Consider the following 24331-nt stretch of genomic DNA (forward strand, 5'->3'; position numbering starts at 1 on the left):
CTCTGTCCTATGGGTCTGACGACATTACCCGAGCGCTGACGGCCACTCAAGGGCATGTGGATGTATCGATTGCCCCGCTGGCAACAACCTGAAAACGGCTGTTTGAATGATCGGGGCGCGGTATCGATAGATACGATGCCAAATCGAAGCACAGGTTCAAAGCAACTGACTGTGGAATGTACGACCTATTCGGACTCCAGCTGTGTCCTGGCGGCCGATTCTGCCGGCTTGGGTTGCCCGTTCGAGGTCTGCAAACCGAAATTCCTCTCCCGGTCATTGCTCCCCGAATCACTGTTTTTCCATTCGTAAATCGACGTCAGCGGAATCTGCAGTCGTTTCACATCGGCAATGAACGCCGCGACCTTGGCGGCCTGTCCGTCGGTACCGCCGTTGGAGGCGAGTGCCGAGATGCCCCATTCGCTGATCACGCCCGGCAGATGAAAGTTCTGCTGGATGAAGCTCTGCGCATTGCTGATCTGTGTCGCGGTCATGCCATAGGGATGGTAGGAAATGGCGCTCAGGCATCGGGGGTAGGCACCGAGAATGCTGTTCAGTGCCACCGTCGAGGCAGAACCTGCACTCGGCGGCCGGGCAAAACCAAAACCGATCAGGGGAGTGGCCGGCGTCTGGCTTTGCAGCGTTTTGCACATGGCGCTCATGAACGGTGCAAACGTGGTGTTGAAGTTGCCCGTGGGCCAGTACGTGTCCAGATCCGGTTCATTCCAGATTTCAATCGCGACCAGCTGAGAACCGTAGCTCTGCTCCAGGCTGGTCACCGCGCCGGCAAATGCTGCGCCCGCCGTAGCAGGGTCCGCCGTCAGCGGTTTGGTGGCGCGTACTGTCATCAGCACCGGCAACCCGGCGGATCCGGCGGCGGCAAACGCATCACCGAGCTGTTTCTGATAGGCCTTGTCACCCAGGCTATCGCTCCACGCGCCCAGGCGCACGAAGCTGAAACCGGCTGCTTTTATCTGCGCGGCATCGGCGGCGGAAAAATTCTGGACTTTGACCTGAACACCGACCGTTCTGTGGGGGAGGGCGGGAAACAGCTCGCTGGCGTGGAGCGAAGGCGCTGCACTGAGCATTAACAGGGAAAGGGCGCCGAGACGTTTGATATGTGCTGATTTCATGTCTGCTCTCCTGATGAGAAATGACATCTAGCCAATGGTTATCTCGTTACTTTCATGCGACTCCGAAGTGGCTGAAAAGTGCACGAATGTTATTTTTTGTCGGAAAACTCCAAGTGTAAAAAGCGCCGAAAATCACAGTTATTTTTAGTCCGGTAATTCTGGTTGGGTGACTTTTATACCCCGTGGTACTTAATGCACCGGTACTAACAGGCGAATCTATTTCCGAGTGCAGGAAAGTCCGGTGGGTTCATTCCAGTTCACGGAGATGTTGGCCGATTGACATTACACGGGAAAGTAAACCTTGTTCAGAAAGATTCTTGTCGTCTGCGTCGGCAATATATGCCGAAGTCCGACAGCAGAACTATTGCTGCGTAACGCGTTGGCGCCCTCGACGATCACGGTGGCCTCCGCAGGCCTTGCCGCACGGGTTGGCGAGTCCATGGAAGTCAACGCCCGGCAGGTTCTGGAGGACCGTGGGCAGAGCGCCGAGGGGTTCAAGGCCCGCCAACTGACAGCGGACATCGTCAATGAATCAGACCTGATTCTGGTCATGGAAAAAGAACATGTAAAACAAGTACTGAAGATTGCCTCTCACGCCAGGGGCAAAGTGTTTCTTCTCGGCAAGTGGCAGAACGAGCGGGAAATACAGGATCCGTATCGTCAAGGGCAGGCCGCTTTTATACATGCCCATGCATTGATTGAAGATGCTGTTGGCTCATGGGTACAGCGCCTCGGGCATTGATGAACATTCTTCAGAACAGTGAATGGTAAGAAAGACTTATGCAGTTACCGTCAGTAGTCGGCACCCGTGACAACGATCAAGACAGTATTGATCTTCTCGGCATATTTGGCAGCCTGATAGATCAGAAGTGGTTGATCGGCGCTTTCACCGGCGCGTTCATGATGACCGGAGTTGCCTATGCGATTCTGGCCACGCCCGTGTATCTGGCCAACGCGCTGGTGCAGGTCGAGCCGAAGAAGAACGACATGCTCGGTTTTTCCGACCTCAACAGCATGCTGGGCGGCCAGTCTCCTTCCGTGACCGAGATCGGCATCATCAAATCCCGCGCAGTGATCGGCAAGACAGTCGATGATCTGCGCCTGGACATCGATGTCACGCCCAACACCTTCCCGGTGATTGGCGGTTTTCTCGCCCGTCGTTATCGCGGTGAAACCGAGCTCAGCGTCGCGCCGCCGCGTTTTGGTCTGAACAGCTACGCCTGGGGCGGTGAGCGCCTGGAGTTTGCCCGGCTCGATCTGACCAAGGAATTGCTGGGCAAGAAACTCAGCCTGATCGCCGGCGAGCAGCATCGCTTCCAGTTGTTCGATGACAACGACAACCTGCTGGCAGAAGGCGTTGCCGGCGAAGACTTCGCGCAGGACGGCGTAGAAGGGCAGATCACGCAACTGTTGGCCAACCCCGGCACCCGTTTCGAAGTGGTGCGCTACCCGCGGATCGTGACCATTCAGGGGTATCAGGATGCGCTGGATATTTCCGAGCAGGGCAAGGAGTCGGGGATCATCCGTCTGGCCCTGGCCAGCAGCGACGCCGCCGAAGCGGTGAAGATCCTCAACAAGATCGCTTCGCTGTACGTGGATCAGAACGTACGCCGCACCTCGGCCGAAGCCGCGCAGAGCCTGGCTTTCCTGCAAAGCCAGTTACCGCAGGTCAAACGCGATCTGGCCAAGGCCAGCGATGCGCTCAACGCTTACCAGACCCACGGCAAGACCGTGAACATCTCGCTGGAAACCCAATCGGTACTCGGCCAGTCCGTCGCCCTCGAAACGCGGATTTCCGAGCTGAAACTGCAGCAAGCGGAGATGGACCGCAAGTTCACCAAACAGCACCCGGCCTATCGTGCGTTGATGACCCAGATCGGCGAGCTGACCCAGCAACAGCGGTCGCTGGAAGGCAAGGTTCAGGACCTGCCGGCCACGCAACAGGAACTGCTCAACCTGACCCGCGATGTCGAAGTCGCTTCGCAGATCTACACCCAGTTGCTGAACAAGTCCCAGGAACTGGACATCATCCGCGCCGGCGCCGTGGGCAATGTGCGTCTGGTGGACTCGGCGGATGTCGACCTGACCAGTCCGGTCAAACCGAAGAAAGCCCTGATCGTGCTGATCGCGACCTTCCTCGGTGCCTTTGTCGGCGTGGCCCTGGTGTTGTTGCGTAAGTCCCTGAGCAAGGGCCTGGAGGGGCCGGAAGCCATCGAGCAGCTCGGTCTGCCGGTCTACGCCTCGATTCCCTACAGCGCCCTGCAACAGGAAGAGGACACCAAGAAAGTCCGGGCCAAGGTTACGGTGGACACCCCTGCGTATCTGCTGGCCCTGCGTAACCCGACTGACCTGTCCATCGAGTCGATCCGCAGCCTGCGCACTTGCCTGCATTTCGCGGCGCTGGATTCGACCAACAACCGCATCATGATTTCCGGCCCGAGTCCGCAGGTCGGCAAGACGTTCGTGTCTTCCAACCTCGCGGCGGTCATGGCCCAGAGCGGTCAGCGTGTGGTGCTCATCGATGCCGACATGCGCAAGGGGCATCTGCACAAGACGCTGAACACACCGATCACCAATGGTTTGTCGGACCTGTTGGTCAAGCGCTGCACCCTGGAGCAGGCGATCAACAAGGTCGAAGTCGACAACCTGCATTTCATCAGCCGTGGCCAGGTACCGCCCAATCCTTCTGAACTGCTGATGCACGCGAATTTCCGCGAACTGCTGGCGCAACTCAGCGAGCGTTATGACGTGGTGATTATCGACACGCCGCCGCTGCTGGCGGTGACGGATGCCGCGATTGTCGGTCGCGAAGCGGGCATCAGCCTGATCGTCGCGCGCTTCGGGGTGAACCCGGCCAAAGAGATCGAGCTGACGATTCGCCGCTTCGCCCAGAACGGCATCGAGTTGAAAGGCGCGGTGTTCAACGGCGTCGAGAAGCGTGCGGCCAGTTATTACGGCAATGGCAGCTACGGCTATTACAACTACGAATATGCGTCCGACAAGTCCTGAAAATCAGTGATTGTCCTTACCGGCAAGAAAGTGGGTGGGTTGTGAAAAAAATACTGCACGTGGCTGAAACGATAAAAGGTGGCGTCGCGACGGTGATCCGCACGATTTCGGCGTCCCCGGAAGATGCGCAGGCGAACTACGAGCTGGTGTATCTGGTGCCGCAGGATCAGGAAAAGGAACTGCACGGCATCGCCCCGCAGCAGATTCGCACTTTCGACCGAACCGGGCGCAACGTGTCGTCGTTGCTGCGTTTTGCCTGGCGACTGATGCAAGTGATGCTCAAGGAAAAACCCGATGTCGTGCACCTGCACAGCACGTTTTCCGGGGTGATTGGTCGTTGCGTGTGCGTGCTTTTGCGGCCGTGGCGCAAACCGAAAATCGTCTATTGCCCGCATGCCTTTTCGTTCCTGATGGAAAGCTCGCCGACCAAGCAGCAAGTCTATGCGTGGATCGAGCGCGTGTTGCAGAAGGTCACCGACACGATCATTTGCGTCAGCCAGTACGAGTTGGACAAAGCGGCGGCGTTCGGCATTGAGCGCAAGCGCATGCGCCTGATCTACAACGGCATTCATCCCAAGGATGACGAACGCAAAGCCGAAGATCCGCAGCCTATTCATCTGCTCTTCGTCGGTCGGCTCGACTATCAGAAAGGCTTCGACGTGCTACTCAAGGCCTACGCCAAGACCGGGCGCAACGATCTGAAACTGACGGTGGTCGGCAGTGCGGTCAACGAGGCGACGGTCGAGTGTCCGCCAATGGACGGCGTTCAATACCTGCCGTGGGTCACGCCCGCCGAGGTCAACGCGCTGTATCAACAGGCCGATGCGCTGATTGTTCCGAGTCGCTGGGAAGGCTTTGCGATGGTGCCGCTGGAAGGCATGGCGCTGGGCTTGCCGGTGATTGCCAGCGACTGCACCTCGCTGCCGGAACTGGTCACCCACGGGGTGTCCGGCTACGTGTTCCCCACCGGTGACCACCACGCGCTGGCCGATCGCCTGAAGCAGATCCAGAAACCCGCGTTGTCGGCCCTCGGCATCGAAGGCCGGCGCATCGTCCGCGAGCGCTTCAGCGCCGCGTTGATGATCCGCCAGACCTACGACGTGTATTCCGCTCCCTCTTATTAAGTAGAACGCCGCTCATGAACGTAACGATTTTGCATGGCTACAGTGCCTCCAATTCCGGTGATGGTCTGCTGGTCGATCTGGCCATTGCGCTGGTGCAGCGCAATTTTGGCGAGGACACCTCGATCAGTGTCGTGGCCTCCGATCCGGACTCTTTCAAGTACCTGCCGCACCCGCGCTTCGATGCGCCGGTCATGGCGGCCAAAGGGCTGGGTCGGGTCAAGCAGGCGGTGTTCCTCAATCAGTCCTATGCCGGGCTGGCGGACCTGTTGAAGAAAACCGATCTGATCGTCGGCGTCGGTGGCGGCTACATGCGCTCCAAAAGTGCCTTCGAACACATCAAGCTGAAACTGGGCCACGCCAAGCAATTGGAAACGGCGATCCTCAGCAAAGTCCCGTCGGTGTACCTGCCGCAAAGCATCGGACCGTTCCACGGCGACAGCGACAAGATCGTCGGGCACTACGCCAGCGCCGATGCGGTGTTCGTGCGCGATAACCGCTCTTCGGCATTGTTCGATGCCTGCGAAAATGTCTACCGCGCGCCAGACCTTGCGGTGCAGGCCCTGGCCGGCAAGATCCTTCAGCAACCCAAGTTCACCCGCTGCGCCTCGACGCCGGCCACGGTGTGCGTGGTGCTGCGTAAACCGCCGGCGTGGAGCAAGGAAAAGAAGCTCGCTTACGTGGCCAACCTCAAGGTATTGCTGCAGCGTTTGAAGAACAAAAGCAAAGTGGTCTGCGCGGTGCAGAGCGCTGTGCGCGGCAACGATGACGGCGCGTTCTATCGCGAACTGGGCATCACCGAAGACCTGCTGCCATTGAAGGCGACGCTGGCCAAATACCAACCGGACCTGGTGATTTCCGTGCGCCTGCACGGGGCGATCGAGTCGCTGCTGTCCGGGGTGCCCGCGTACCACATCAGCTACGAACGCAAGGGCTTCGGCGCCTATCAGGACATGGGCGTCGAAGACTGGGTGATCAACGGCGGCGACATCAATGTCGACACCATCATCGACACGGTTTTCGCGCCGGACGCGCTGTCGGATTTCGGCAAGCGCCTGACCGACACCTGCCGTGAAATCGAAGCCAAAACCGTGGCCATGGACGACATCATCAAGGGCGTCATTCGATGATATTCCGCTTGTTGCTGCGGGGCGGAGCACTGGGCGCGAAGTTCCTGCTGGTGCTCGCCATCACCCATTACCTCGGTTACGAGGCGCTGGGTTTTTACGGCGTGGTGGTCGCGGCGTCGTTGATCGCTTCGAAGTTCTACAGCGTCGGTTTCAGCTCCGAAATCAATCGGCTGATCAGTGTCGGCGGCAGTTCGAAACGTGTGGTGGACAAGGTTCTGCTGCTGTACCTGGCCGTGGGATTGGTGCTGTCAGTGGTGACGGTGCTGATCTATTCCCTGTTCCAGCAGGTCGAGGCGACGACGGCATTGATCGCCTGTGTGACGTTGGTACTGCTGACCGAACACCTGTCGTTCGAGATCAACTCGTTCGTGTTTTCCGCGCAGAAAGCCACGGCGGGTGCTCTGCTGTTCTTCATCAAGACTGGCCTCTGGGCGCTGCTGGCCGTGGGCGGGATGATGCTCGGCAGGGTGTCCGGAATCTCCAGCGTGTTGTGGCTGTGGGTCATCGCCAACGTGCTGGTGATCGTCGCCGGTTATCTGATTGTGGCGAACGTTCATCGTGGGCGCGAAGAGGGGGCGCTGGCGACGGCGACCGTGTGGAAAGCCGGGCTGCCGTTCTATCTGGGCACCGGTCTGATCGCGTTGAGTCAGTACGCCGAGCGCTTTCTGATCATCGATCTGGAACCCTACGCCAGCCTCGGTAAATACGTTTACGCCTGGTCGGCGGCCAACACTTTGCAGGCGTTGTCCTACGCGGTGGTGGCGGTGGTGGGCATTCCGGTGCTCGCCAAGCGTTATCAGGCCGATCAGCAACCGTTCACGGTGAGGCAGTTGTTCGTGAACAAATGGGTTGTGCGTTCGCTGGTGGTGTCGGCCGGGGTCGCGGTGGCGATTTATCTGTTCTTCAATGTCGTGCTCGATTACGTCGCAACGGCGGTGCCGCGTCCGGACAACGGAATCCTCGGCGTGCTGATCTTTTCCTTTGCCCTGCGCGCCATTGGCGACATCGTCTGGGGTGGCTTGATCGCGTCGAAAAATAGCCGGGTATCCCTCGCCAGCGCAGCCATTTGCCTGCTGATTTCGGTGCCGGTCAGCTACGTGCTGATCAAGCACTATTCGATCTATGGCGCAGCCTGGGGCAATGTCTTCGGGATCATCGTGCAGCTCGGCGTGATCGCGCTGCTGACCCGTGCGACGCGCGCGAAAAAGGCTGTCGTGTCATGGGCCTGAAACTGCCGTGCATCGAGTTTCGCGGCAGGAAACTCGATTCGTCGCTGTCGTTCCTGATCCTGTTCACCGGGCTGTTTCTGTCGGTGGCCATGCCGCTGCTGATCCCCCGCGATCCGGGCCCGGATGCGATGACGTTATGGTCGTCCTATGCCCGGGCCGATAACTGCAATTTCTGGAACCCGTTCTCGCCGGATCGCTCGTCCTACGAGTGTTCGGCGTTCCTGTTGCGGCCCACCGGGATCAACCTGACCAACGCCTGGGCCTACGGGATGTTCTGCAACTTCTTCCTCACGGCGATTCCCGTGGTGGTGTTCCGGCGCATGCCGTTGGCGATCTTCGGCACGCTGTGTCTGTGGGGTATCGTCCGCTCGTTTTTCCTGGAAAACCTGACCAAGGAAATCATCGTGTCGGTGGCGGTGCTGAGCATTCTGTTCAGCTCGCTGACGCGCAAATATCGCGGAGGATTTTTCCTGTCGGCGGTGATCTACGGCGTGCTGATCCGGCCCTACTGGATTCTGTTTTCGCTGTCCTGGGTCGGCGTCTGCATGATGAAGAAATACGTGTCGCGCATGACTTTCTTCCTGATGCTGTTCCTGTTCTACCTGGCGGTGGCCATGGCGATTCAGCTGGCGCTGGGCTTTCCGGTGTCGTCGATTCGCGCCAGCAACAACGAGCTGCGCACGGCGGGCGAGGAGGGTTCCAAATCGCTGATCGTCTCGTGGCTCAGCGGCAGTGACTTCGTCTCGCAGGCACTGGACTCGATGATCATTTTCTTCCGGTTGTCGTTCCCGGTGGAGTTGATCCTGCTGTCCGGGCCGGGTCAGGTGATCTTCGTGGCGTTGATGATCATGACCGCGCTGCTGCTGTTCAAAGTCATCACCTCGACCGATTACAAAGGCGCGCCGATCCAGACCAAACCCAAGGAGCTGATCGCGATTCCCCTGGCGTTTCTGCTGGTTCAAGGCTTGTTCGAACCGGACTTCGGCTCGTTCGCCCGGCACTTTTCGATGGTGGTGCCGGTGCTGTTCGTGGGCCTGGGGTTGATGCTGCGGGCGAACAAACCGGTACGGGTCGAATCAAGAATTCTGAATTGAGACGGGTGTTTTATGTCGAGCAAGAAAAAGTCGCTGGAGATCGAAACCCTGCGCGGTCTGGCGTGCCTGCTGCTGGTGCTCTATCACGTGATCGGCCCGTTGGGCGGCGGTTTGAAGATCGACATCGGCTCACCGTTCCGGGTGATCGCCGATTCGATGGTGTACGTACGCATGCCGCTGTTCACCTTTATCTCGGGCTACATCTATTCGATCTACAAGATTCGCGGCAATGACTTTTCGGCGTTCTTCACCGGCAAGGTGCGGCGGCTGATCGTGCCGCTGTTTTGCGTCGGCGTGCCGTTTTCCGTGTTGCAGGCGGTGGGGCCGGGCGTGAACAAGGACGTCGGTGTGATCGATGCGTTGTTGTCGTTCTTTGTGCCGATCAACCACTTCTGGTTCCTGCAGGCGGTGTTCATCATCTTCATGTTTGTCGGCCTGCTGGAATGGCGTGGTTGGCTGCGTTCGGCGACGCGTCTGTACCTGCTGTTCGCGTTCTCCGCCGCGGTGTTCCTGCTGCCGCCGTTCAAGTTCGATGCGTTCGGCATCAATGGTGCGACTTATCTGTTGCCGTTCTTTGTGGCCGGGATGATTGGCCAGGAAAATGTCAGCGCTTTGAAGCAGCGATTCAAAGTTGTCGGCCCTTTGGTGTTCGTGCTGATTTCGTTGACGCTGCTGTACATTGCGGCGCTGGATCGTGAGCTGATCATCGATCGCCGCAGCCTGATCGGCCTGACGGTGGGTTGTGTGTCCTGCTTTGCGCTGCTGTCGAGTGACATGCGCTCGAAGGCGCTGACCTGGCTCGGTGGTTACTCTTACGCGATTTTCCTGTTTCATGTGCTGTTCGCCGCGACATCGCGTTCGGTGCTCGGACGCCTGGGCATCAAGGACGAAAGCGTGCTGGTGTTTTGCGGCGTGGCTTGCGGGTTGCTCGGGCCGGTGTTGCTGTCGACGATCTTCAGCCGGTTCAACTTCACTTCGGTGCTGTTTCTGGGCGAGCGTGCGGCGGCGAAAAAACCGGCGGGGAACGTCTCCCCGGCGCAAGTCTCGGCTAAAGGAAGTGCGTGATGGTTGCAGTGGATGACGCAGCGCCGGTTGCGGCATCGGTGGTCGAAGTCGGCGACGCTCGCGAGCGCTTTGCCCAGTGGCGCGAAGGCAAGGGCGGGAAGGTTCTGTCGGTCTCGGTGATCGGCGACAGCTACAGCGCCGGGCAGGATTTCTATCTGAACAAACTGGTGCAGCGGCTGGTCGGGGAGGTCGGTTTTGCCGGCCCCGGTTATGTCGGCTTCAATCATGGTGCAGCGCTGGGCGGCAGCCATTTCAAATACACCCGCAGCAGCGAAAAGTATTTCGGCGGCGACTGGCAGGTGTCGAGCCTTGGCCAGGCCAGCCCCGACAGCCGTACCGTGACTGGCGGCCCCGGTGCATGGCTGCAGGTCGATGCTCATCCGAGTGAAGCGATAAACACCGCCGTCACCCAGGCCAAGTTGCTCTACCTCGGTAACGGCGAATCCAACGAAATCCGCTATCGCTGGGCACCCTCGCAATCCTGGCAGCCGTTGAAACTGAGCGGTACGGGAGTCCAGGAAGTCCCGCTGTCAGGCGCATCCGCCGCAACGGACTGGAACTTCAGGCTGGAAGTGGTGAAGGGCACGCCAACGCTTTTCGGCTTGTGGATGAGCAACGATCAGGCCGGTTTGCGAGTGTCGAAACTGGCGGCGTCGGGTGCGGCCTCTGCCGATTTCTATCATGGTGACGGTCAGTGGCAGGCGCAGTGGAAAGCGGTGGTCTCGAAGATTCCGGCGGACATCTATCTGATCATGCTCGGTGGCAACGATCAGGGTTTCGGGGTGAAGCCCGAGCAATACCTGAAAAACGTTCAAGGCCTGGTCGGGATGATCCACGAGATTCAACCGGCCGCGAGCGTCAACCTGATCATGCGCCAGGACACCACGCGCTCCAGTGCCTATCCGATGTCGGCGTATGCGCAGCTACTGGAACCCTGGGCCCGCGCGCAGCATCTGGGTTACGCCAATCTGCAATGCGCGTTCGGTACGGACGTCAAACGTTACGCGGCGGCGATGATCGGCCCGGACAAGATACATCCGGTGCCGGCCACGGGGGGGAAGGTGATTGCCGATTACTTCTACCGGATGATCGTCGGCGGCAACCACGGAGGTTCCTGCGGCGCCGCCTCTGAATAAGGGCTCAGCCCTTGTCGAAGTTGTCCACGTGACCCAGAAGCTCTGCGGTCTTCTGTGGCATCAACTGCGTCACGCAACGGGTTTCCACGGTGATGATGATCGCCGGGTCGTTGCAGCAGATGCGCACCCGGAATCGCCAGTCGCTGAAAATCACTTTCAGGCCGTCGCGGTCATCGACCTCCAGCGCCTGCTCGCCGTAGATCCGTTTCAGATGGGCGAGCAGGGGATACGGATCGCGGACTGGCCGGCGGATGTCCCCGGATGAGGGGAACATGCCGATCCGCTCCACCAGCAGGATAGTCCCGAGCCAGGATTCGTTGGCGCTGGGCAACGGCTGATGACGAGACAACCAGCTCATCACCCCGAGGTTGTCCACCTCCCGTTCAATGTCTGTCGAATGTTGTGCGATGTTCATGGTTGCCTCGTCGGATGTGCGCGGGGACCGTTCAACGGCCCTTGAGGTAGACGTTCTCGTAGCAGAAGTTGGTCGCCTGGAGGTAACCCTCGGCGTCGCCGCAGTCAAAGCGCAGACCCTTGAACTTGTAGGCCAGCACGCAACCGTTCTGCGCCTGTTTCATCAGTGCGTCGGTGATCTGGATCTCTCCGCCCTTGCCTGGCTCGGTGTCGGCGATCAGGTCGAAGATGTCGGGCGTCAGGATGTAGCGGCCGATGATCGCCAGGTTCGACGGAGCGTCTTGCGGCGCGGGTTTTTCCACCATGTGGTTGACCCGGTAGATGCCCTCGGAAATCGCCTCGCCGGCGATCACGCCGTACTTGTGAGTCTGGTCCCGCGGGACTTCCTGGATGGCCACGATCGAGCAGCGGAATTTCTTGTAGAGCTCGATCATCTGGGTGAGCACGCCGTCACCTTCCAGGTTCAGGCACAGGTCGTCGGCCAGGACCACGGCGAAAGGTTCGTCGCCGATCAGCGGGCGGCCGCTGAGAATCGCGTGACCCAGGCCTTTCATTTCCACCTGGCGGGTGTAGGAGAAGGTGCAGGTGTCGATCAACTCGCGAGTGCCGGCCAGGAACTTCTCTTTCTCGGTGCCGCGAATCTGGTGTTCGAGTTCGTAGCTGATGTCGAAGTGGTCTTCCAGTGCGCGCTTGCCCCGCCCGGTGACGATTGCCATGTGCTGCAGGCCGGCGTCCCGTGCCTCTTCAACGGCGTACTCGATCAACGGTTTGTTGACGATCGGCAGCATCTCTTTGGGCATGGCTTTGGTGGCCGGCAAGAAACGCGTGCCATAGCCGGCAGCGGGGAACAAACATTTACGAATCATAGAAGTTTCCTGGACATTCATGGCATACAGCCATCGGTTACATTGCAATAAGGAAAAGTTGCAAGTTGATGAAGCTGTACTTTAATACCTGAGTCAGGTTGTAAGTGACAACGTTAGCTTAGTGTAAAGCGGGCTAATGTTATTAGATGTCGGTTTGATAAATAACAGTTATTTTTAGTCGGTATCTGTCGATAGTGGTGAAAGTGCGAGAGTGCTAATAAGTACCTAGCAATACAGTTTGGCCTTTAAAAATATTTTTGGCCAGTGATGGAACTGTTTTTGTTTTGGATTGTTGTCGCCTTGTTTGTGTGAAGCAAGACACACATTAAACAAATGAGGCTTGACACGCTAGTTGGCACTTTTCCCACTATGGACCGCGCTATGAAGATTCTGGTAACAGGTGGCGCCGGGTATATCGGCTCGCACACCACACTCGCATTGCTTGAAGCAGGTTATGAAGTTGTCGTTCTGGATAATCTTTGCAATAGCAGCGACGCGGCACTGCACGCGGTGGAAGGCATTTGCGGCAAAAGTGCAGTGATGATTCGCGGCGATGTCTGCGACCGAGTGTTACTGGACCGGATATTCCAGCAGCATTCGATCGACGCCGTCCTGCATTTTGCCGGGCTTAAAGCAGTCGGCGAGAGCGTGCGCAAGCCGCTCGAGTATTATGAGACCAACGTCAGCGGCAGCATCACGTTGTGCCAGGCGATGGCAGCGGCGGGGGTCTTCCGGCTGGTGTTCAGCTCCTCGGCCACGGTGTACGGCGAGCCTGAGCAGATGCCGATCCGCGAGGATTTTCCTACCGGCATTCCGACCAATCCCTACGGCCAATCCAAGCTGATCGTCGAAAACGTCCTGCGCGACCTGAGCCAGGCCGAGCCGCGCTGGAGCATCGCGCTGCTGCGTTACTTCAACCCGATCGGCGCTCACGACAGCGGCCACATGGGCGAAGACCCGAGCGGCATCCCCAATAACCTGCTGCCCTACATCAGCCAGGTTGCGGTCGGCAGCCTGCAGGAACTGTCGATCTTCGGCGACGATTACCCCACGGCAGACGGCACTGGTGTGCGTGATTACATCCACGTCGTCGATCTGGCGGACGGTCACCTGAAGGCCTTGCAGGCCATCGACGGGCGCACCGGCATTCATACCTGGAACCTCGGCACCGGCGACGGCTACAGCGTGATGCAGGTGCTACGAGCGTTCGAACAGGCGTGCGGGAAACCGGTGCCATTTCGGGTGATGCCACGGCGTTCGGGCGATATTGCCGAGAGTTGGGCCGACGCTTCCAAGGCGGAAAAAGAACTGGGCTGGAAAGCCACGCGCAACTTGCAGGACATGGTTACCGATACCTGGCGTTGGCAATCGAACCACCCCAAGGGTTACCTGGAATGATGGCCATTTAGTCCAATGTTATTTTCGGTCAGGTTGTTAGATATCGTCGGGAAATTACACTGGCAATGCCTTTTGCAAGTCCGTAGATATAACCTGCCGTTCGACTTTATCAGTTGCTTCTGACTGTGAAAGAACAGCGGATCTTGTTCGCGCTTTTTGCGACTTGAACTCTACCACCTCTAACGGAACACCCGATGTAACGGTGCAATGTTAGAAAGGAGTTGATATGAAAAAAGTGATGGCGATTGCCTTGTTGACGATGTTGAGCAACTGGGCATCCGCAGCTGAAGCGCCGCTTACTGCGGTGACCAATGTATCGGGTAGTGTCGCGGCTTCTACAGCGCCTGCTGCCAGTACTGCAATGGTTGCCAGTGCCGTAGCGGCGTCCAACAGTGGTGGAAGTGCCAACGGCGGTACAACGGGTACCACCGGTACCACGGGTACAACCGGCACGCACAACTAACTGAAGTAACTGTTGGTGCAGTACATGGTCGCCCGACGAAAGTCGGGTGACTTTGTTTTGGATTCGCCCTTGAATAGCGTAGTGCCATTATGACTCGTAGTTTTTCTCTTTTAATGCTGGCAAGTCTCGCTCTGCAAGGTTGCATGTTTTCCCCCGGTCAACACCTGAGCACCTTTGGCATCACCCGCCAGGGCGCCAGTGAAAGCAGCCGGGTCGAGTTGATTCCGATCACGCCCAAGCTGATTTCCATGAACCGGGCCACGCAGAAGCGTGAGTCGGTACCGCCGGAATTGCTGGCGACGCCTGCCGAATACCGCATCGGCAACAACGACGTGCTGTACATCACGGTCTGGGATCACCCCGAGCTGACCGCGCCGTCGGGCGCGCAGCAGCAGATCGACGCCAACGGCCGTCTGGTGCGCTCCGACGGCACGCTGTATTACCCGTACATCAAGGAAGTCCAGGCCGCCGGCCGGACCATCCAGCAACTGCGCGACGACATCGAGCAACGGCTGTCGGCGTTCATCGCCGAGCCGCAAGTGGATGTCGCCGTGCTGCGCTTCGCCAGTCAGAAGGTGGTGGTCACCGGCGCCGTCGCCAAGGCCGGCCCGCAGGCGATTTCCACCAACCCGCTGAGCGTGGTCGAAGCCCTCGGTTCGGCGGGCATCGACACCAATAATGCCGACCTGTCCGGGTTGTTGCTGACGCGCAATGGGCGGGTCTATCCGCTGAATCTGGATACCCTCAATCAACAGGATTCCGAGTTGCAGAATGTCTACCTCCAAGGTGGCGACAAACTGTATCTGCCGTACAACGACAACAAACGCATCTACGTGATGGGCGAAGTCAACCAGCCGCGCGCCCTGAGCTTCAAGACCGCGACCATGAATCTGTCCGACGTGCTCGGATCGGTCGGCGGCCTGAGTCAGACCACTTCCAACGGCAACGCCGTGTACGTGATTCGCGGGGTGGAAAACCTCGATGTGGAGCCGGCAAAAATCTATCAACTGGAAGCCGAATCTCCCACCGCTATGGTCCTCGCCACGCACTTTGAAGTGCGCCCCCAGGACGTCGTTTATGTAGGGCCTGCCAACGTGACTCGCTGGAACCGCCTGATCAGTCAGTTGGTGCCATCGGCATCGATTGTCGGAACCGGTGCTTCCGCTGCGAAGAACTGGAGCGAATTCACCAACAACAGCAAATAAGGCCGGCCGACTGTGAAAACGTTGAATGTTGGCGTCTGCCTGATGGCGGCCTTGTTGCTGTGTGGCTGTAATCCGTTGATGGTTGCTTCTGTGACCAACCTGAAGTCGGCGGTGGTCGGCCCGGATGATATTGACGTGACGCCGGCCCAGGTGGCCGAGGTCAACTATCCCCAGATCAAACTGACCACGCCGTCCGGCTCCGGCGTTTTGGCGCTGGTGCGTGAACGCGAAAACCTGCAGTTCTGGGTTGCCTCGGGCAAGCAGGTCCTGCTGCTGCGCGACGGTCTCGTCGTGCGCACCATCGGCCTGGGCGCAGAAGGCGACCTGGACGGCACGCGGCTGTCCGATGCATCGCCGTTCAAGCGCGGTCTGCAGAACGTTGCCGATGGCCATACCAGTCAGCGCTGGATCGATCTCTACAAGGGCCAGGAAGTCGGGTTGATCGTCAACAGTCGCTTCACCCGAAAATCCGTGGAAACCCTGAAGATTCTCAACAAGGAATACGCCGTGCTGCGTGTCGATGAGCGTATCGACGTCCCGGCCATCGGCCTGCGGGCGACCAACCGTTACTGGGTCGATCCGGTTGACGGTTTCATTGTGCAGAGCGAGCAGCAACTGACCTCGCAACTGCGAGTGAAGATCGTGCAACTGACCCCTGATCGCAGGCACGTGCCATGAAGCGCTTGAGGGTTCTGTCGGCGAGTTTGATGTTGCTCGCCGGAGCAAGTCAGGCGGCAGTCACCGTCACCGGCGATGTCGCCAACCCGGGGCCGGTGGCGTTGCCGCCGGGTGGCCGATTGACCGATGTGATCAGCGAGGCCGTTCCTAATGCCGAGGGTTACTGGCTGGCCGGTGTGCTGCTGCGACAGTCGTTGCTGGAAGAGCAGACCCGGCTCAAGGTCGGCGTGCTGTTCGATCTGGACGTGTTGCAGCGCATGGCCGACTTGTTCGATCGGCCGAGCCGCAAAGCCCTGGCGGTGCGCATGGCCGAGGATGTCCGGCAGATGCCGGTCACCGGACGCCAGATCGCGGATCTGGACCCGGTGGCGCTGGAAGTCGGCTTCGCCCGCAACATTCGTCTGGACGATGGCGATCGCCTGATCTATCCGCAGCGGGTCGATGAAGTGCAAGTGCTGGGCGCCGTTGCCGGCACCTGCCGGCTGCCTTATCAGCCGCTGCTCGAAGCCCGTGAATACCTGAGCGGCTGTGTGCTGCTGGAGGACGACGCCGACGCCGATTACCTGTGGCTGATCCAGCCCAACGGGGTTTCGCGGCGCGTCGGCATTGCCCACTGGAATCGCGAGAGCGGGCAGTTTCCCGTTGCCGGCAGCAAGATTCTGGTGCCGTTGAAAAACGATGATCTGGATCCGCCTGTCCCTGAACTGAATCAGCAGTTGGCCGAATTTATTGCCACGCAGTTGGCTGAGGTGGTTCGTTGAATTTGCGTTTTGCAGCTGTGTTGTTATTGCCGTGCGGGCTGGCCCATGCGGAGCCGCGTATTACCCAGGGCGATTTCGGTGGCACCGGTCTGTTGCAGACCCCGACCGCGCGCATGGCCCCGGCCGGCGAGTTGAGCGTCAATGCCAACCGCACCGAGCCTTACAGCCGCTACAGCGTTTCGTTGCAGCCGCTGGACTGGCTCGAAGGCTCCTTTCGCTACACCGCCATCACCAACCGCCCTTACGGCCCCGAATCAATGAGCGGCAACCAGAGCTATAAGGACAAGGCGGTCGACGTCAAAGTCCGGCTCTGGGAGGAAACCCATTGGGCGCCCGACGTCTCTCTGGGCTTCCGAGACGTCGGCGGTACGGGTTTGTTCGCCAGTGAATTCCTGGTGGCCAACAAGCGCTTCGACAACCTGGATTTCAGCGCCGGCATTGCCTGGGGTTACATCGGCAATCGCGGCGACGTCGACAACCCGTTGGGCTATCTCGATGATCGTTTCAAGACCCGGCCAGCGATGGAAGGCACCGGTGACGTCAACGCCGGCTCGTACTTTCGCGGCCAGCCATCGTTCTTCGGCGGCGTGAGTTACCAGACACCCTGGGATCGCCTGAGCCTGAAACTCGAATACGAAGGCAACGACTACAAGCATGAGCCCAAGGACAATGTGATCAAGCAGGACTCGCCGATCAACCTTGGCGCGGTGTTCAAGGTGACGGATTCCCTCGACGTCAGCGCGGCGTGGGAACGGGGCAATACGGCGATGTTCGGCGTCACGTTCCACACCAATTTCGTAAGCCGCAAAGCCCCGGCCAAGACCTTCGATCCGCCACCGGAACCACTGCCGGCGAAGGCGCCAAGCACGTCGCTGGATCAGGTCGACTGGGCCAACGTCTCGCAGCGCTTGCAGCAAAACGCGGGCTATCAGGTCGAGCGCATCACCCAGCGCGATTCCGAGTTGATCGTGTACGGCGAACAGCAGCGTTATTTCCATTCGGCGAAAGCGGTGGGGCGTGCGAGCCGGATTCTGGACAACAGCGTCAACGACGACATCAACTGGTTCACCGTGGTCAACAAGCGCTACGACCTGCCGCTGGAAGAAACCAGCGTGCCGCGCCAGACCTTCCGCGAAGTGATCAACAACGAGGAGCCGCTGCAAGCGTTGCACCGCACTACCGAGGTCAACCCGGCGATGCCGCACAACGAGAAAACTCTCTACACCCAGGCGCCGCAGCACTTCAGTTATGGCGCTGGTCTGGGCTTCAAGCAGAACGTCGGCGGCCCGGATGGCTTGCTCTATCAGTTCAGTGCCGACCTCGACGCCGAGTTCCGCTTCAACCGCAACACCTGGTGGAGCGGCATGCTCAGCCAGAACCTGGCGAACAACTTCGACAAGTTCAAATACGATGCACCCAGCGGCTTGCCGCGTGTGCGTACGGACCTGCGTCAGTACCTGACCACGTCCGACACCACCATGCCGCTGTTTCAGGTCAGCCACGCCGAGCAATTGGACAAAGACTTGTACGGCATGGTCTACGGCGGTTATCTGGAGTCGATGTTTGCCGGGGTGGGCGGCGAGGTGCTGTTCCGTCCGACCGGGGAACGCTGGGCGATCGGTGCAGACCTGAACTATGTGCGTCAGCGTGAATTCGATCAGGGTTTCGGTCTGCGTGATTATTCGGTGCTGACCGGTCATATCACCGGCTATACCGATCTGCCTTACGAAACGCTCGCGGCGGTCAGCGTCGGGCGCTATCTGGCGGGCGACTTTGGCGGCACGCTGGATATCTCCCGGGAGTTTTCCAACGGCGTGCGCTTCGGTGCCTGGGCGACCATCACCACCGCCGGCAGTGCGGAATATGGCGAAGGTAGCTTCGACAAGGGCATTTACCTGTCCATCCCGTTCGACGAGATGATGAGCATGTCGACCATGCGCCGGGCCAACCTGGTCTGGGCGCCGCTGACCCGTGACGGCGGTGCGAGGCTTAATCGCAGCTTCCAGCTGCACTCCATGACCGATAGCCGCGAAGACGACATGTTCTATCGCAACTTCGGGAAGATTACCGAGTAAGCCCGGGAGACTGGGAAGTCAAAATGGGAGCCTGTCGGCTCCCATTTTGGTTTGTGGTGGATGGCCGTCTTGATCCATCCAGCACAACCGACGGAACGGGCGTGTTCCGGGTGAGGAGATTGGCAAGTCCGAGCCCGTTGCTGAACGACCCGACGCTTTCGCGGGCAAGCCCGCTCCCACAGGGATCCGGGAAGTGCTGCAAATTGCGGCATCATCCAAAAACTGTGGGAGCGGGCTTGCCCGCGAAAGCGTCAGTCCTGTCGACATCCATGTTGACTGATTCATCGAAATCGCCAGCCGCCCCAGTCCCCAAATCCCGCCCACAAAAAAGGGGACTTTCGTCCCCTTGCGGTGTTGCTTACCGAGCTCTGTGTCTCAGTAAATATCCTTCGACAACAGGGTAAACGGCGTCTTCACCAGGATCTTCACATCCAGCCACAGCGACCAGTTGTTGATGTACTTGAGGTCAATCTCGACACGCTTTTCCATCTTGTCCAGGGTGTCGGTCTCGCCGCGGCAACCGCTGATCTGCGCCAGGCCAGTAATACCCGGTTTGATTCGGTGACGCGCCATGTAGGCGAGGATTTTCCCCGAGTAGTAGTTGTTGTGCGCCACGGCGTGCGGGCGTGGGCCGACCAGTGCCATGTGACCTTGCAGCACGTTGAACAGTTGCGGCAGCTCGTCCAGCGAAGTGCGGCGGATGAAGCGCCCGACTGCGGTGATGCGCGAGTCGTTGCGGCTGGCCTGTTTGACGTCGCGGTCATCGTGCACGCGCATCGAGCGGAACTTCCAGACCTGAATCACCTTGCCGTTCCAGCCATGGCGATCCTGCTTGAAGAACACCGGGCCCGGCGAGCTGAGCTTCACCGCCAACGAGATCAGCAGCAGCACCGGGCTCAACAGGATGATGGCCAGCAGCGCGACGCTTTTCTCCATCAGGCTCTTGCTCAGGGCGGCGGTCGGGCGGCTGGTCAGCGGGCTTTCATTGAGGTAGATCGCCGGCAGGCCGTCCACAACCTTCACCGAGTGATTGAGCAGCGTCAGGCTGTTGAGGTCCGGCACCCAGACCACGTCGACGTTGGCATCCAGCAGATCGACATACATCGCTTCGATCTTCGCCGCTTCGGACAGCGACAGCGTGATGTACAAACGACGGATATCGTGGCGTTTGATCAGTTCCAGCAGGTTTTCCTGATCGCCGACGACGCGCGGTGCGTCTGCGTCCAGGGAGGGCAGGGTGCCGTTGCTGACCAGACCTACCAGCGGCAGGTTTTCGTGTTCACTGAGCTTCTTCGCCAGGCCCAGGGCCAGTTCGCCTGTCCCTACAATCAGGGTCTTGTGCTCGCTTTTGCGTGAGCGCTGGTAGTACTTGGAGAACGCATGCAGCGGCGCATACAGCAACGCCTGTCCGAGGAAGCCGTACACCGCCCAGTCAAGGATCACCTGGCGCGAAAACAGCTCATCGGCCTTGCAGATGAACGCGATGAAGGTCAGCCCGGCCATGGTCATCGACCAGCCCATCAGCAGCCGTCCGAGACCGGTCAGGTAGTTGTCGCGCTTTCGGTAGGCGCCGCTGAACGTATAGGCCGGAACCGACGCCAACACGGCCAGCATGGTGCACATCCGGTAATAGAACTCGACCGTTCCCGTGTGCTGCTCAGCCAATATAAATAGCAGTGAAACAATAAAGCACTGTGCCAATGCCCATTGGCCCCAGAAGGTAAGTCCCTTGAGGCCGGTGTTTCGGTTGATACGTAGAGTGAGATCCATATGCGATATCCCCAAAAGACTTCCATTCAGGTTTCGACAGTTGAAATCCGAGTTGTTAAGCAGAGTTGTTTTTGTTTTAGGTGCCCATGTTCTGAGGTAACAACATCGGTATGCCGAACTGTCGTCAATCAATAGACTAAGTTATTGGGGAAGAAGCTGTCTGACGAGTTCTAACAAGATGGCAAAGTGCCAACCAATTGAATTGAAGAATATCAAACGTTAGAAAAGGTCGAAGGGCGGAGGGTTAATAAACCCTGTTGTGTTTGCTATCGTAGGAAGGGTGAGGAGGGAGGCATTACTGACAAAGGAGGGTTAAACCAAGCAAAGTGCTTTTTTATTTTTGTAATTGCACTTGCTTCTGTTCATTGATATGGAGGCTGTGCTTATGCAACAACTTCCTGGATCAGGCAGTAACCGCGATTGCGGACCGCGCGAAACAGTCGTTCGCCGTTGCTGGCACTTTTGAACTTGTCTTGAAGACGGCTCAGGCACATCTCCAGACCACGATATTGTTCCGGTTCCCGGCCGATGCTGAGAATCAGATCGTCGCGACTGACAACGCGCTCTTCATGGTGCAGCATTTTCCTGACCAATGCGGTTTCGAGGCCGGTAAGACTGATCTCGATATCCTCCCGGACGAGTACGCCTTGATCATTGTCGAGGTGCCAGGCTTCTGTGACCGGAGGACGAGTTTCATTGACGTCCGACGTTATTGCCTGGGTGTTCTGGAATGAATGAATAGATTGCGCAGCCAGCCATTCAGACTCGAGGGTGGCCAATATTCGCTGTGTATCATGTTCAATACTGCGAGCGACGCTTTTCCTTGTGCCGCGTGGGTAAGTGAACTCCATCAGCGTGGGAGTGGAAGAGGGCGAAGCAACACCTTCAACAAACATCTGTGCCTGAGACGTACCAAACGAATTGAAACGCTCACTGGAGAGAATGCTCTCGAGTTCGCGCTGCGACGCGGAATTGTTCGTCACGACAACAAAATATTTTCTTGGGAGGGTTGTACTGGTTTCCATGTCTCTCTCCTGAATAACGCACCAAATTTGGCTAAAAGGTAATCGGCAGACGAGTTATAACGCGTTCGGAAATAATCGACAGGCAGGGTCTGGGCCCAATTATGGCCCGCGATAAGTTCCACTGGGTCTGCTTTTAGAGTAATGATTTATTGTTATGTTTAAGTGTTGCAGCGCTCATTCAATTGACAGCTTTTTATTGGATAGGTGTTGCGAATAAAACGGTGAGACGTTGGATTTTCATAGCGTTGCATCAGACGTTCCCTCGTATGCTGCAAATGATGATTTCCTGACTCAGGCGGTCGAGATCAACCCCCTCATCAGGCGGTAGCCATACCCGCGAATGCTCTGGATGGCGTTCGTACCGTACACGTCCTTGATTTTCCCACGCAAGCGGCTGATGGATTTTTCCAGTGCGCGAGGGTCGTAGAAATTGGTGTTGAGCCCCATGATGCTGGCGATTTCATCATGGCTGAGGATGTGATTACTGGTTTGCGCAAACGCTTCCAGAATCTTCATTTCGGCAAAGGATATGTCCAGTTTCTTGCTGGTATCCGACAGGCAGATTCGAGTGGGGTCCAGCACCAGATCTATATCCCTGAGCCATTCTTCACTGCTGAAGAACTCACCGAACAATTCGGCGCCTTCGTCGGCAAGCGTATTGAGCTTGATACAGAAGTCGGCCCCCGCAAGATGGTATTTGATCTTGCTGTAGGCGCCGCGACCGGTAATGACCGCACAAATGATCGGCTTCAAGTTGTCGGCACGCAGGTTTTCCACCAGCGCCAGGTTGTCTTCAAGTGCCTGGGGAGTGTCGATGATGATGAAGATGGCTCGATAGGAGCCGTGATATTCATTTTGCTGATATGAACTAGTGAAGGAGTTGGCCTCTAGAGCCAGATCGGTCTGCACATGCTGCGCGATCAACGCTCTAAAATGTTCAGCCACAGCGCGTGTGCGAGCCAGAGTGAGAACGCCTGGCTCGTTGTTTGTCCGGTGTGGGCTTCTAGTCGCCAAGTTCCCTGTAAGCATGATGCGTTGACTCGAAAAAGTGCTGACATCGGGATGTTAAAGCACCGGTTCTCATCTGTGACTGACAATTGGTAACATTTACGCGGTTTTTAGACGTGGCTCCCGAGTTTTCTAACAATAATTAAGCTTTTCAAGCTTTTAGTTGATTTTCTCGGGGCTGTGAACTAACGAAACGAAGGCCGTTAGATGGTGGCGATGTGCAATGGTGCCACTATTTTGTAACTATGGCGACCACTTTTATGTCCTATGGCCACTATTGATCGCTGCTTGATTCAGGGGAATGTGAGCTGGGTCACATTTTAGGGGGCGACGAATTTTTTTGCCACTAAGAGAGCAAGTTCACAGACGGACGATTATTAACATGGCTTGAGTGTGTCTTTTGATAAGACATATTCTCCGTCACCCAATCGGGCAATGGGACTGGATCTACCCATTGTTTAATTTCAGATACCCAATGCCTGAATGCAGTTGACCGGGCGCTCTTTTCGAGCGTTCTGACGGAGGATTAATGGATTTACTGACCTTGTTCAAGGTGTTGGTTTTAGGTGCGGTAGAAGGTCTCACCGAGTTCTTGCCCATCTCCAGTACGGGCCACCAGATTATCGTTGCCGACTTGCTCGACTTCGGTGGCGAACGTGCAATGGCGTTCAACATCATTATTCAACTGGGCGCCATTCTTGCCGTCGTCTGGGAATTTCGCCCGAAGATCTTCGAGATCGTCAAAGGCCTGCCGACCCAACGCAATGCACAACGCTTCACCCTTAATCTGATGATCGCGTTCTTCCCGGCGGTCGTCCTGGGCGTGTTATTTGCCGACGCGATTCATCATTACCTGTTTAACCCGATCACCGTTGCTGTCGCTTTGGTGGTGGGCGGTATCGTGATGTTGTGGGCCGAACGTCGGGATCATGTGGTGAGCGTCGAGCACGTCGACGACATGGCCTGGTCCGATGCGCTGAAGATCGGTTTCGTACAGTGCCTGGCGATGATTCCCGGCACCTCGCGCTCCGGTTCCACCATCATCGGCGGTCTGTTGTTCGGCCTGTCGCGAAAAGCGGCCACGGAGTTCTCGTTCTTCCTGGCAATGCCGACCATGGTCGGCGCGGCGGTGTATTCGGGCTACAAGTACCGGGAACTGTTCCAGGCGGGCGACCTGCCGGTCTTCGCCTTGGGCTTCGTCAACGCGTTCGTGTTTGCGATGATCGCCGTACGCGGTTTGCTCAAGTTCATTGCGAACCACAGCTACGCCGCGTTTGCCTGGTACCGGATCGCGTTTGGCTTGCTGATCCTGGCTACGTGGGTGTTTGGGTGGGTGAACTGGACGGAAGCGGCTGCCTGATTATTGACTGCTGATCAGCGCCGCGACGGCGAGGTCGCTCAACTCCGTATCAGGCGATTCATGACGAAAACGCTGCAAGGCTGACGTGAAATACGCGGCTTGCAGCATGCCGTCGCTGGCGAGGTAGAGCCGCGCATCTTCCAGCTCCTCGGCGGAGTAAACGCGTTTATGGCTTTCGGTGGTTTCTTGCGAGGCCGTAAAGGGCGTGAGCAGCAAAGAGACAAGCGTGAAACCAGACAGCTTGGTCACCTCCCATGGCGTATCGGTGTTACCCAGACACAGCCCGTCGCAGTGGGCCTGAACATTGGACGTGACGCAAAACAAGGCAAGGAGGGTGCAGCGCTTGAAGCCAGAGAAATTCAACGCGGGCATAAACAAAAGACATCCTGTCAGT

The 24331-nt window shown here is 58.0% G+C and carries 22 protein-coding genes; 15 read left to right on the top strand and 7 right to left on the bottom strand.

Translation table 11 applies throughout. The features are described from left to right. Window positions 1-185: 185 nt before the first annotated feature. Entirely contained in the window at window positions 186-1130 is a 945-nt protein-coding gene (locus ACW9HX_RS17560; protein WP_457381597.1) for a glycosyl hydrolase family 5, read from the bottom strand. Between the two features lie 301 nt (window positions 1131-1431). Here ACW9HX_RS17560 and ACW9HX_RS17565 point away from each other — a divergent pair, with 301 nt between their 5' ends. The 8 genes from ACW9HX_RS17565 to ACW9HX_RS17600 are packed head-to-tail and all read left to right on the top strand — an operon-like array spanning window position 1432 to window position 10914. Next, the gene (locus tag ACW9HX_RS17565) at window positions 1432-1872 is read left to right on the top strand and encodes a low molecular weight protein-tyrosine-phosphatase (RefSeq protein WP_457381558.1); all 441 of its coding nucleotides are present in this window, start codon (window positions 1432-1434) and stop codon (window positions 1870-1872) included. A gap of 38 nt (window positions 1873-1910) precedes the next feature. Continuing rightward, window positions 1911-4139 (top strand): polysaccharide biosynthesis tyrosine autokinase, encoded by a 2229-nt coding sequence (locus ACW9HX_RS17570; RefSeq protein ID WP_457381559.1) that lies wholly within the window; start codon window positions 1911-1913, stop codon window positions 4137-4139. 41 nt (window positions 4140-4180) lie between these two features. Next, window positions 4181-5263: a glycosyltransferase gene (locus tag ACW9HX_RS17575; RefSeq protein ID WP_457381560.1), complete on the top strand. Its 1083-nt coding sequence runs from the start codon at window positions 4181-4183 to the stop codon at window positions 5261-5263. Between the two features lie 14 nt (window positions 5264-5277). Next, complete coding sequence (locus ACW9HX_RS17580; protein ID WP_457381561.1) at window positions 5278-6390, top strand: polysaccharide pyruvyl transferase family protein; 1113 nt, start codon at window positions 5278-5280, stop codon at window positions 6388-6390. Next, window positions 6387-7619, top strand: a complete 1233-nt coding sequence (locus ACW9HX_RS17585; protein ID WP_457381562.1) for a phosphoribosylaminoimidazole carboxylase — start codon at window positions 6387-6389, stop codon at window positions 7617-7619. Before ACW9HX_RS17580 ends, ACW9HX_RS17585 begins: the two co-directional genes overlap by 4 nt. Further along, window positions 7610-8713, top strand: a complete 1104-nt coding sequence (locus ACW9HX_RS17590) for a hypothetical protein (RefSeq protein ID WP_457381563.1) — start codon at window positions 7610-7612, stop codon at window positions 8711-8713. The genes ACW9HX_RS17585 and ACW9HX_RS17590 overlap by 10 nt, the downstream gene beginning before the upstream one ends. Window positions 8714-8725: 12 nt before the next feature. Then, on the top strand, window positions 8726-9778 hold the full coding sequence (locus ACW9HX_RS17595) for an acyltransferase family protein (RefSeq protein ID WP_457381564.1): 1053 nt from the start codon (window positions 8726-8728) through the stop codon (window positions 9776-9778). Next, window positions 9778-10914: an SGNH/GDSL hydrolase family protein gene (locus ACW9HX_RS17600; RefSeq protein ID WP_457381565.1), complete on the top strand. Its 1137-nt coding sequence runs from the start codon at window positions 9778-9780 to the stop codon at window positions 10912-10914. Before ACW9HX_RS17595 ends, ACW9HX_RS17600 begins: the two co-directional genes overlap by 1 nt. 4 nt (window positions 10915-10918) lie before the next feature. Here ACW9HX_RS17600 and ACW9HX_RS17605 read toward each other — a convergent pair whose 3' ends face one another. Both ACW9HX_RS17605 and galU read right to left on the bottom strand, forming a co-directional pair. Then, on the bottom strand, window positions 10919-11329 hold the full coding sequence (locus ACW9HX_RS17605; protein WP_457381566.1) for a mannose-1-phosphate guanylyltransferase: 411 nt from the start codon (window positions 11327-11329) through the stop codon (window positions 10919-10921). 31 nt (window positions 11330-11360) lie between these two features. Continuing rightward, window positions 11361-12194 (bottom strand): UTP--glucose-1-phosphate uridylyltransferase GalU, encoded by an 834-nt coding sequence (gene galU / locus ACW9HX_RS17610; RefSeq protein WP_011335161.1) that lies wholly within the window; start codon window positions 12192-12194, stop codon window positions 11361-11363. A gap of 381 nt (window positions 12195-12575) precedes the next feature. Between galU and galE the strand changes: the two genes are divergently transcribed. The 6 genes from galE to ACW9HX_RS17640 all read left to right on the top strand — a co-directional run bounded on the left by galE (window position 12576) and on the right by ACW9HX_RS17640 (window position 18774). Further along, on the top strand, window positions 12576-13592 hold the full coding sequence (galE, locus tag ACW9HX_RS17615; RefSeq protein ID WP_457381567.1) for a UDP-glucose 4-epimerase GalE: 1017 nt from the start codon (window positions 12576-12578) through the stop codon (window positions 13590-13592). A 226-nt stretch (window positions 13593-13818) separates the two neighbouring features. Then, entirely contained in the window at window positions 13819-14055 is a 237-nt protein-coding gene (locus tag ACW9HX_RS17620; protein WP_003226528.1) for a hypothetical protein, read from the top strand. A gap of 89 nt (window positions 14056-14144) precedes the next feature. After that, on the top strand, window positions 14145-15260 hold the full coding sequence (locus ACW9HX_RS17625) for a polysaccharide export protein (protein ID WP_302852026.1): 1116 nt from the start codon (window positions 14145-14147) through the stop codon (window positions 15258-15260). A 12-nt stretch (window positions 15261-15272) separates the two neighbouring features. Continuing rightward, window positions 15273-15938 carry a YjbF family lipoprotein gene (locus ACW9HX_RS17630; protein WP_457381568.1) on the top strand — a complete coding sequence of 222 codons (666 nt, stop codon included), beginning with the start codon at window positions 15273-15275 and terminating at the stop codon, window positions 15936-15938. Beyond that, window positions 15935-16699: a capsule biosynthesis GfcC family protein gene (locus ACW9HX_RS17635; RefSeq protein ID WP_457381569.1), complete on the top strand. Its 765-nt coding sequence runs from the start codon at window positions 15935-15937 to the stop codon at window positions 16697-16699. Before ACW9HX_RS17630 ends, ACW9HX_RS17635 begins: the two co-directional genes overlap by 4 nt. Continuing rightward, window positions 16696-18774 carry a YjbH domain-containing protein gene (locus tag ACW9HX_RS17640; RefSeq protein WP_457381570.1) on the top strand — a complete coding sequence of 693 codons (2079 nt, stop codon included), beginning with the start codon at window positions 16696-16698 and terminating at the stop codon, window positions 18772-18774. Before ACW9HX_RS17635 ends, ACW9HX_RS17640 begins: the two co-directional genes overlap by 4 nt. A gap of 375 nt (window positions 18775-19149) precedes the next feature. Here the strand turns inward: ACW9HX_RS17640 and ACW9HX_RS17645 are convergent, their stop codons facing one another. The 3 genes from ACW9HX_RS17645 to ACW9HX_RS17655 form a co-directional block, all read right to left on the bottom strand. Beyond that, a complete protein-coding gene (locus ACW9HX_RS17645; protein WP_457381571.1) occupies window positions 19150-20544 on the bottom strand; it encodes an undecaprenyl-phosphate glucose phosphotransferase in 1395 nt (464 codons plus the stop codon). A 383-nt stretch (window positions 20545-20927) separates the two neighbouring features. After that, window positions 20928-21569 carry a winged helix-turn-helix domain-containing protein gene (locus ACW9HX_RS17650; protein WP_457381572.1) on the bottom strand — a complete coding sequence of 214 codons (642 nt, stop codon included), beginning with the start codon at window positions 21567-21569 and terminating at the stop codon, window positions 20928-20930. A gap of 291 nt (window positions 21570-21860) precedes the next feature. Continuing rightward, window positions 21861-22601 carry a winged helix-turn-helix domain-containing protein gene (locus tag ACW9HX_RS17655; protein ID WP_457381598.1) on the bottom strand — a complete coding sequence of 247 codons (741 nt, stop codon included), beginning with the start codon at window positions 22599-22601 and terminating at the stop codon, window positions 21861-21863. A 505-nt stretch (window positions 22602-23106) separates the two neighbouring features. On the opposite strand from ACW9HX_RS17655, the gene ACW9HX_RS17660 reads away from it, so the two are divergent. Next, window positions 23107-23937, top strand: a complete 831-nt coding sequence (locus ACW9HX_RS17660; RefSeq protein WP_457381573.1) for an undecaprenyl-diphosphate phosphatase — start codon at window positions 23107-23109, stop codon at window positions 23935-23937. On the opposite strand, the gene ACW9HX_RS17665 is transcribed toward ACW9HX_RS17660, so the two are convergent. Beyond that, window positions 23938-24309, bottom strand: a complete 372-nt coding sequence (locus ACW9HX_RS17665; protein ID WP_457381574.1) for a DUF2388 domain-containing protein — start codon at window positions 24307-24309, stop codon at window positions 23938-23940. Between the last annotated feature and the right edge of the window lie 22 nt (window positions 24310-24331).

The organism is Pseudomonas sp. SDO52101_S400 (assembly GCF_054071635.1).

Excerpts from the sequence above, each read along its gene's own strand:
- ACW9HX_RS17620 (WP_003226528.1), top strand. The coding sequence starts at position 13,819 with ATGAAAAAAGTGATGGCGATTGCCTTGTTGACGATGTTGAGCAACTGG.
- ACW9HX_RS17560 (WP_457381597.1), bottom strand. The coding sequence starts at position 1,130 with ATGAAATCAGCACATATCAAACGTCTCGGCGCCCTTTCCCTGTTAATG.
- galU (WP_011335161.1), bottom strand. The coding sequence starts at position 12,194 with ATGATTCGTAAATGTTTGTTCCCCGCTGCCGGCTATGGCACGCGTTTC.
- ACW9HX_RS17605 (WP_457381566.1), bottom strand. The coding sequence starts at position 11,329 with ATGAACATCGCACAACATTCGACAGACATTGAACGGGAGGTGGACAAC.
- ACW9HX_RS17645 (WP_457381571.1), bottom strand. The coding sequence starts at position 20,544 with ATGGATCTCACTCTACGTATCAACCGAAACACCGGCCTCAAGGGACTT.
- ACW9HX_RS17585 (WP_457381562.1), top strand. The coding sequence starts at position 6,387 with ATGATATTCCGCTTGTTGCTGCGGGGCGGAGCACTGGGCGCGAAGTTC.
- ACW9HX_RS17590 (WP_457381563.1), top strand. The coding sequence starts at position 7,610 with ATGGGCCTGAAACTGCCGTGCATCGAGTTTCGCGGCAGGAAACTCGAT.
- galE (WP_457381567.1), top strand. The coding sequence starts at position 12,576 with ATGAAGATTCTGGTAACAGGTGGCGCCGGGTATATCGGCTCGCACACC.
- ACW9HX_RS17570 (WP_457381559.1), top strand. The coding sequence starts at position 1,911 with ATGCAGTTACCGTCAGTAGTCGGCACCCGTGACAACGATCAAGACAGT.
- ACW9HX_RS17635 (WP_457381569.1), top strand. The coding sequence starts at position 15,935 with ATGAAGCGCTTGAGGGTTCTGTCGGCGAGTTTGATGTTGCTCGCCGGA.
- ACW9HX_RS17600 (WP_457381565.1), top strand. The coding sequence starts at position 9,778 with ATGGTTGCAGTGGATGACGCAGCGCCGGTTGCGGCATCGGTGGTCGAA.
- ACW9HX_RS17625 (WP_302852026.1), top strand. The coding sequence starts at position 14,145 with ATGACTCGTAGTTTTTCTCTTTTAATGCTGGCAAGTCTCGCTCTGCAA.
- ACW9HX_RS17660 (WP_457381573.1), top strand. The coding sequence starts at position 23,107 with ATGGATTTACTGACCTTGTTCAAGGTGTTGGTTTTAGGTGCGGTAGAA.
- ACW9HX_RS17650 (WP_457381572.1), bottom strand. The coding sequence starts at position 21,569 with ATGGAAACCAGTACAACCCTCCCAAGAAAATATTTTGTTGTCGTGACG.
- ACW9HX_RS17580 (WP_457381561.1), top strand. The coding sequence starts at position 5,278 with ATGAACGTAACGATTTTGCATGGCTACAGTGCCTCCAATTCCGGTGAT.
- ACW9HX_RS17665 (WP_457381574.1), bottom strand. The coding sequence starts at position 24,309 with ATGCCCGCGTTGAATTTCTCTGGCTTCAAGCGCTGCACCCTCCTTGCC.
- ACW9HX_RS17595 (WP_457381564.1), top strand. The coding sequence starts at position 8,726 with ATGTCGAGCAAGAAAAAGTCGCTGGAGATCGAAACCCTGCGCGGTCTG.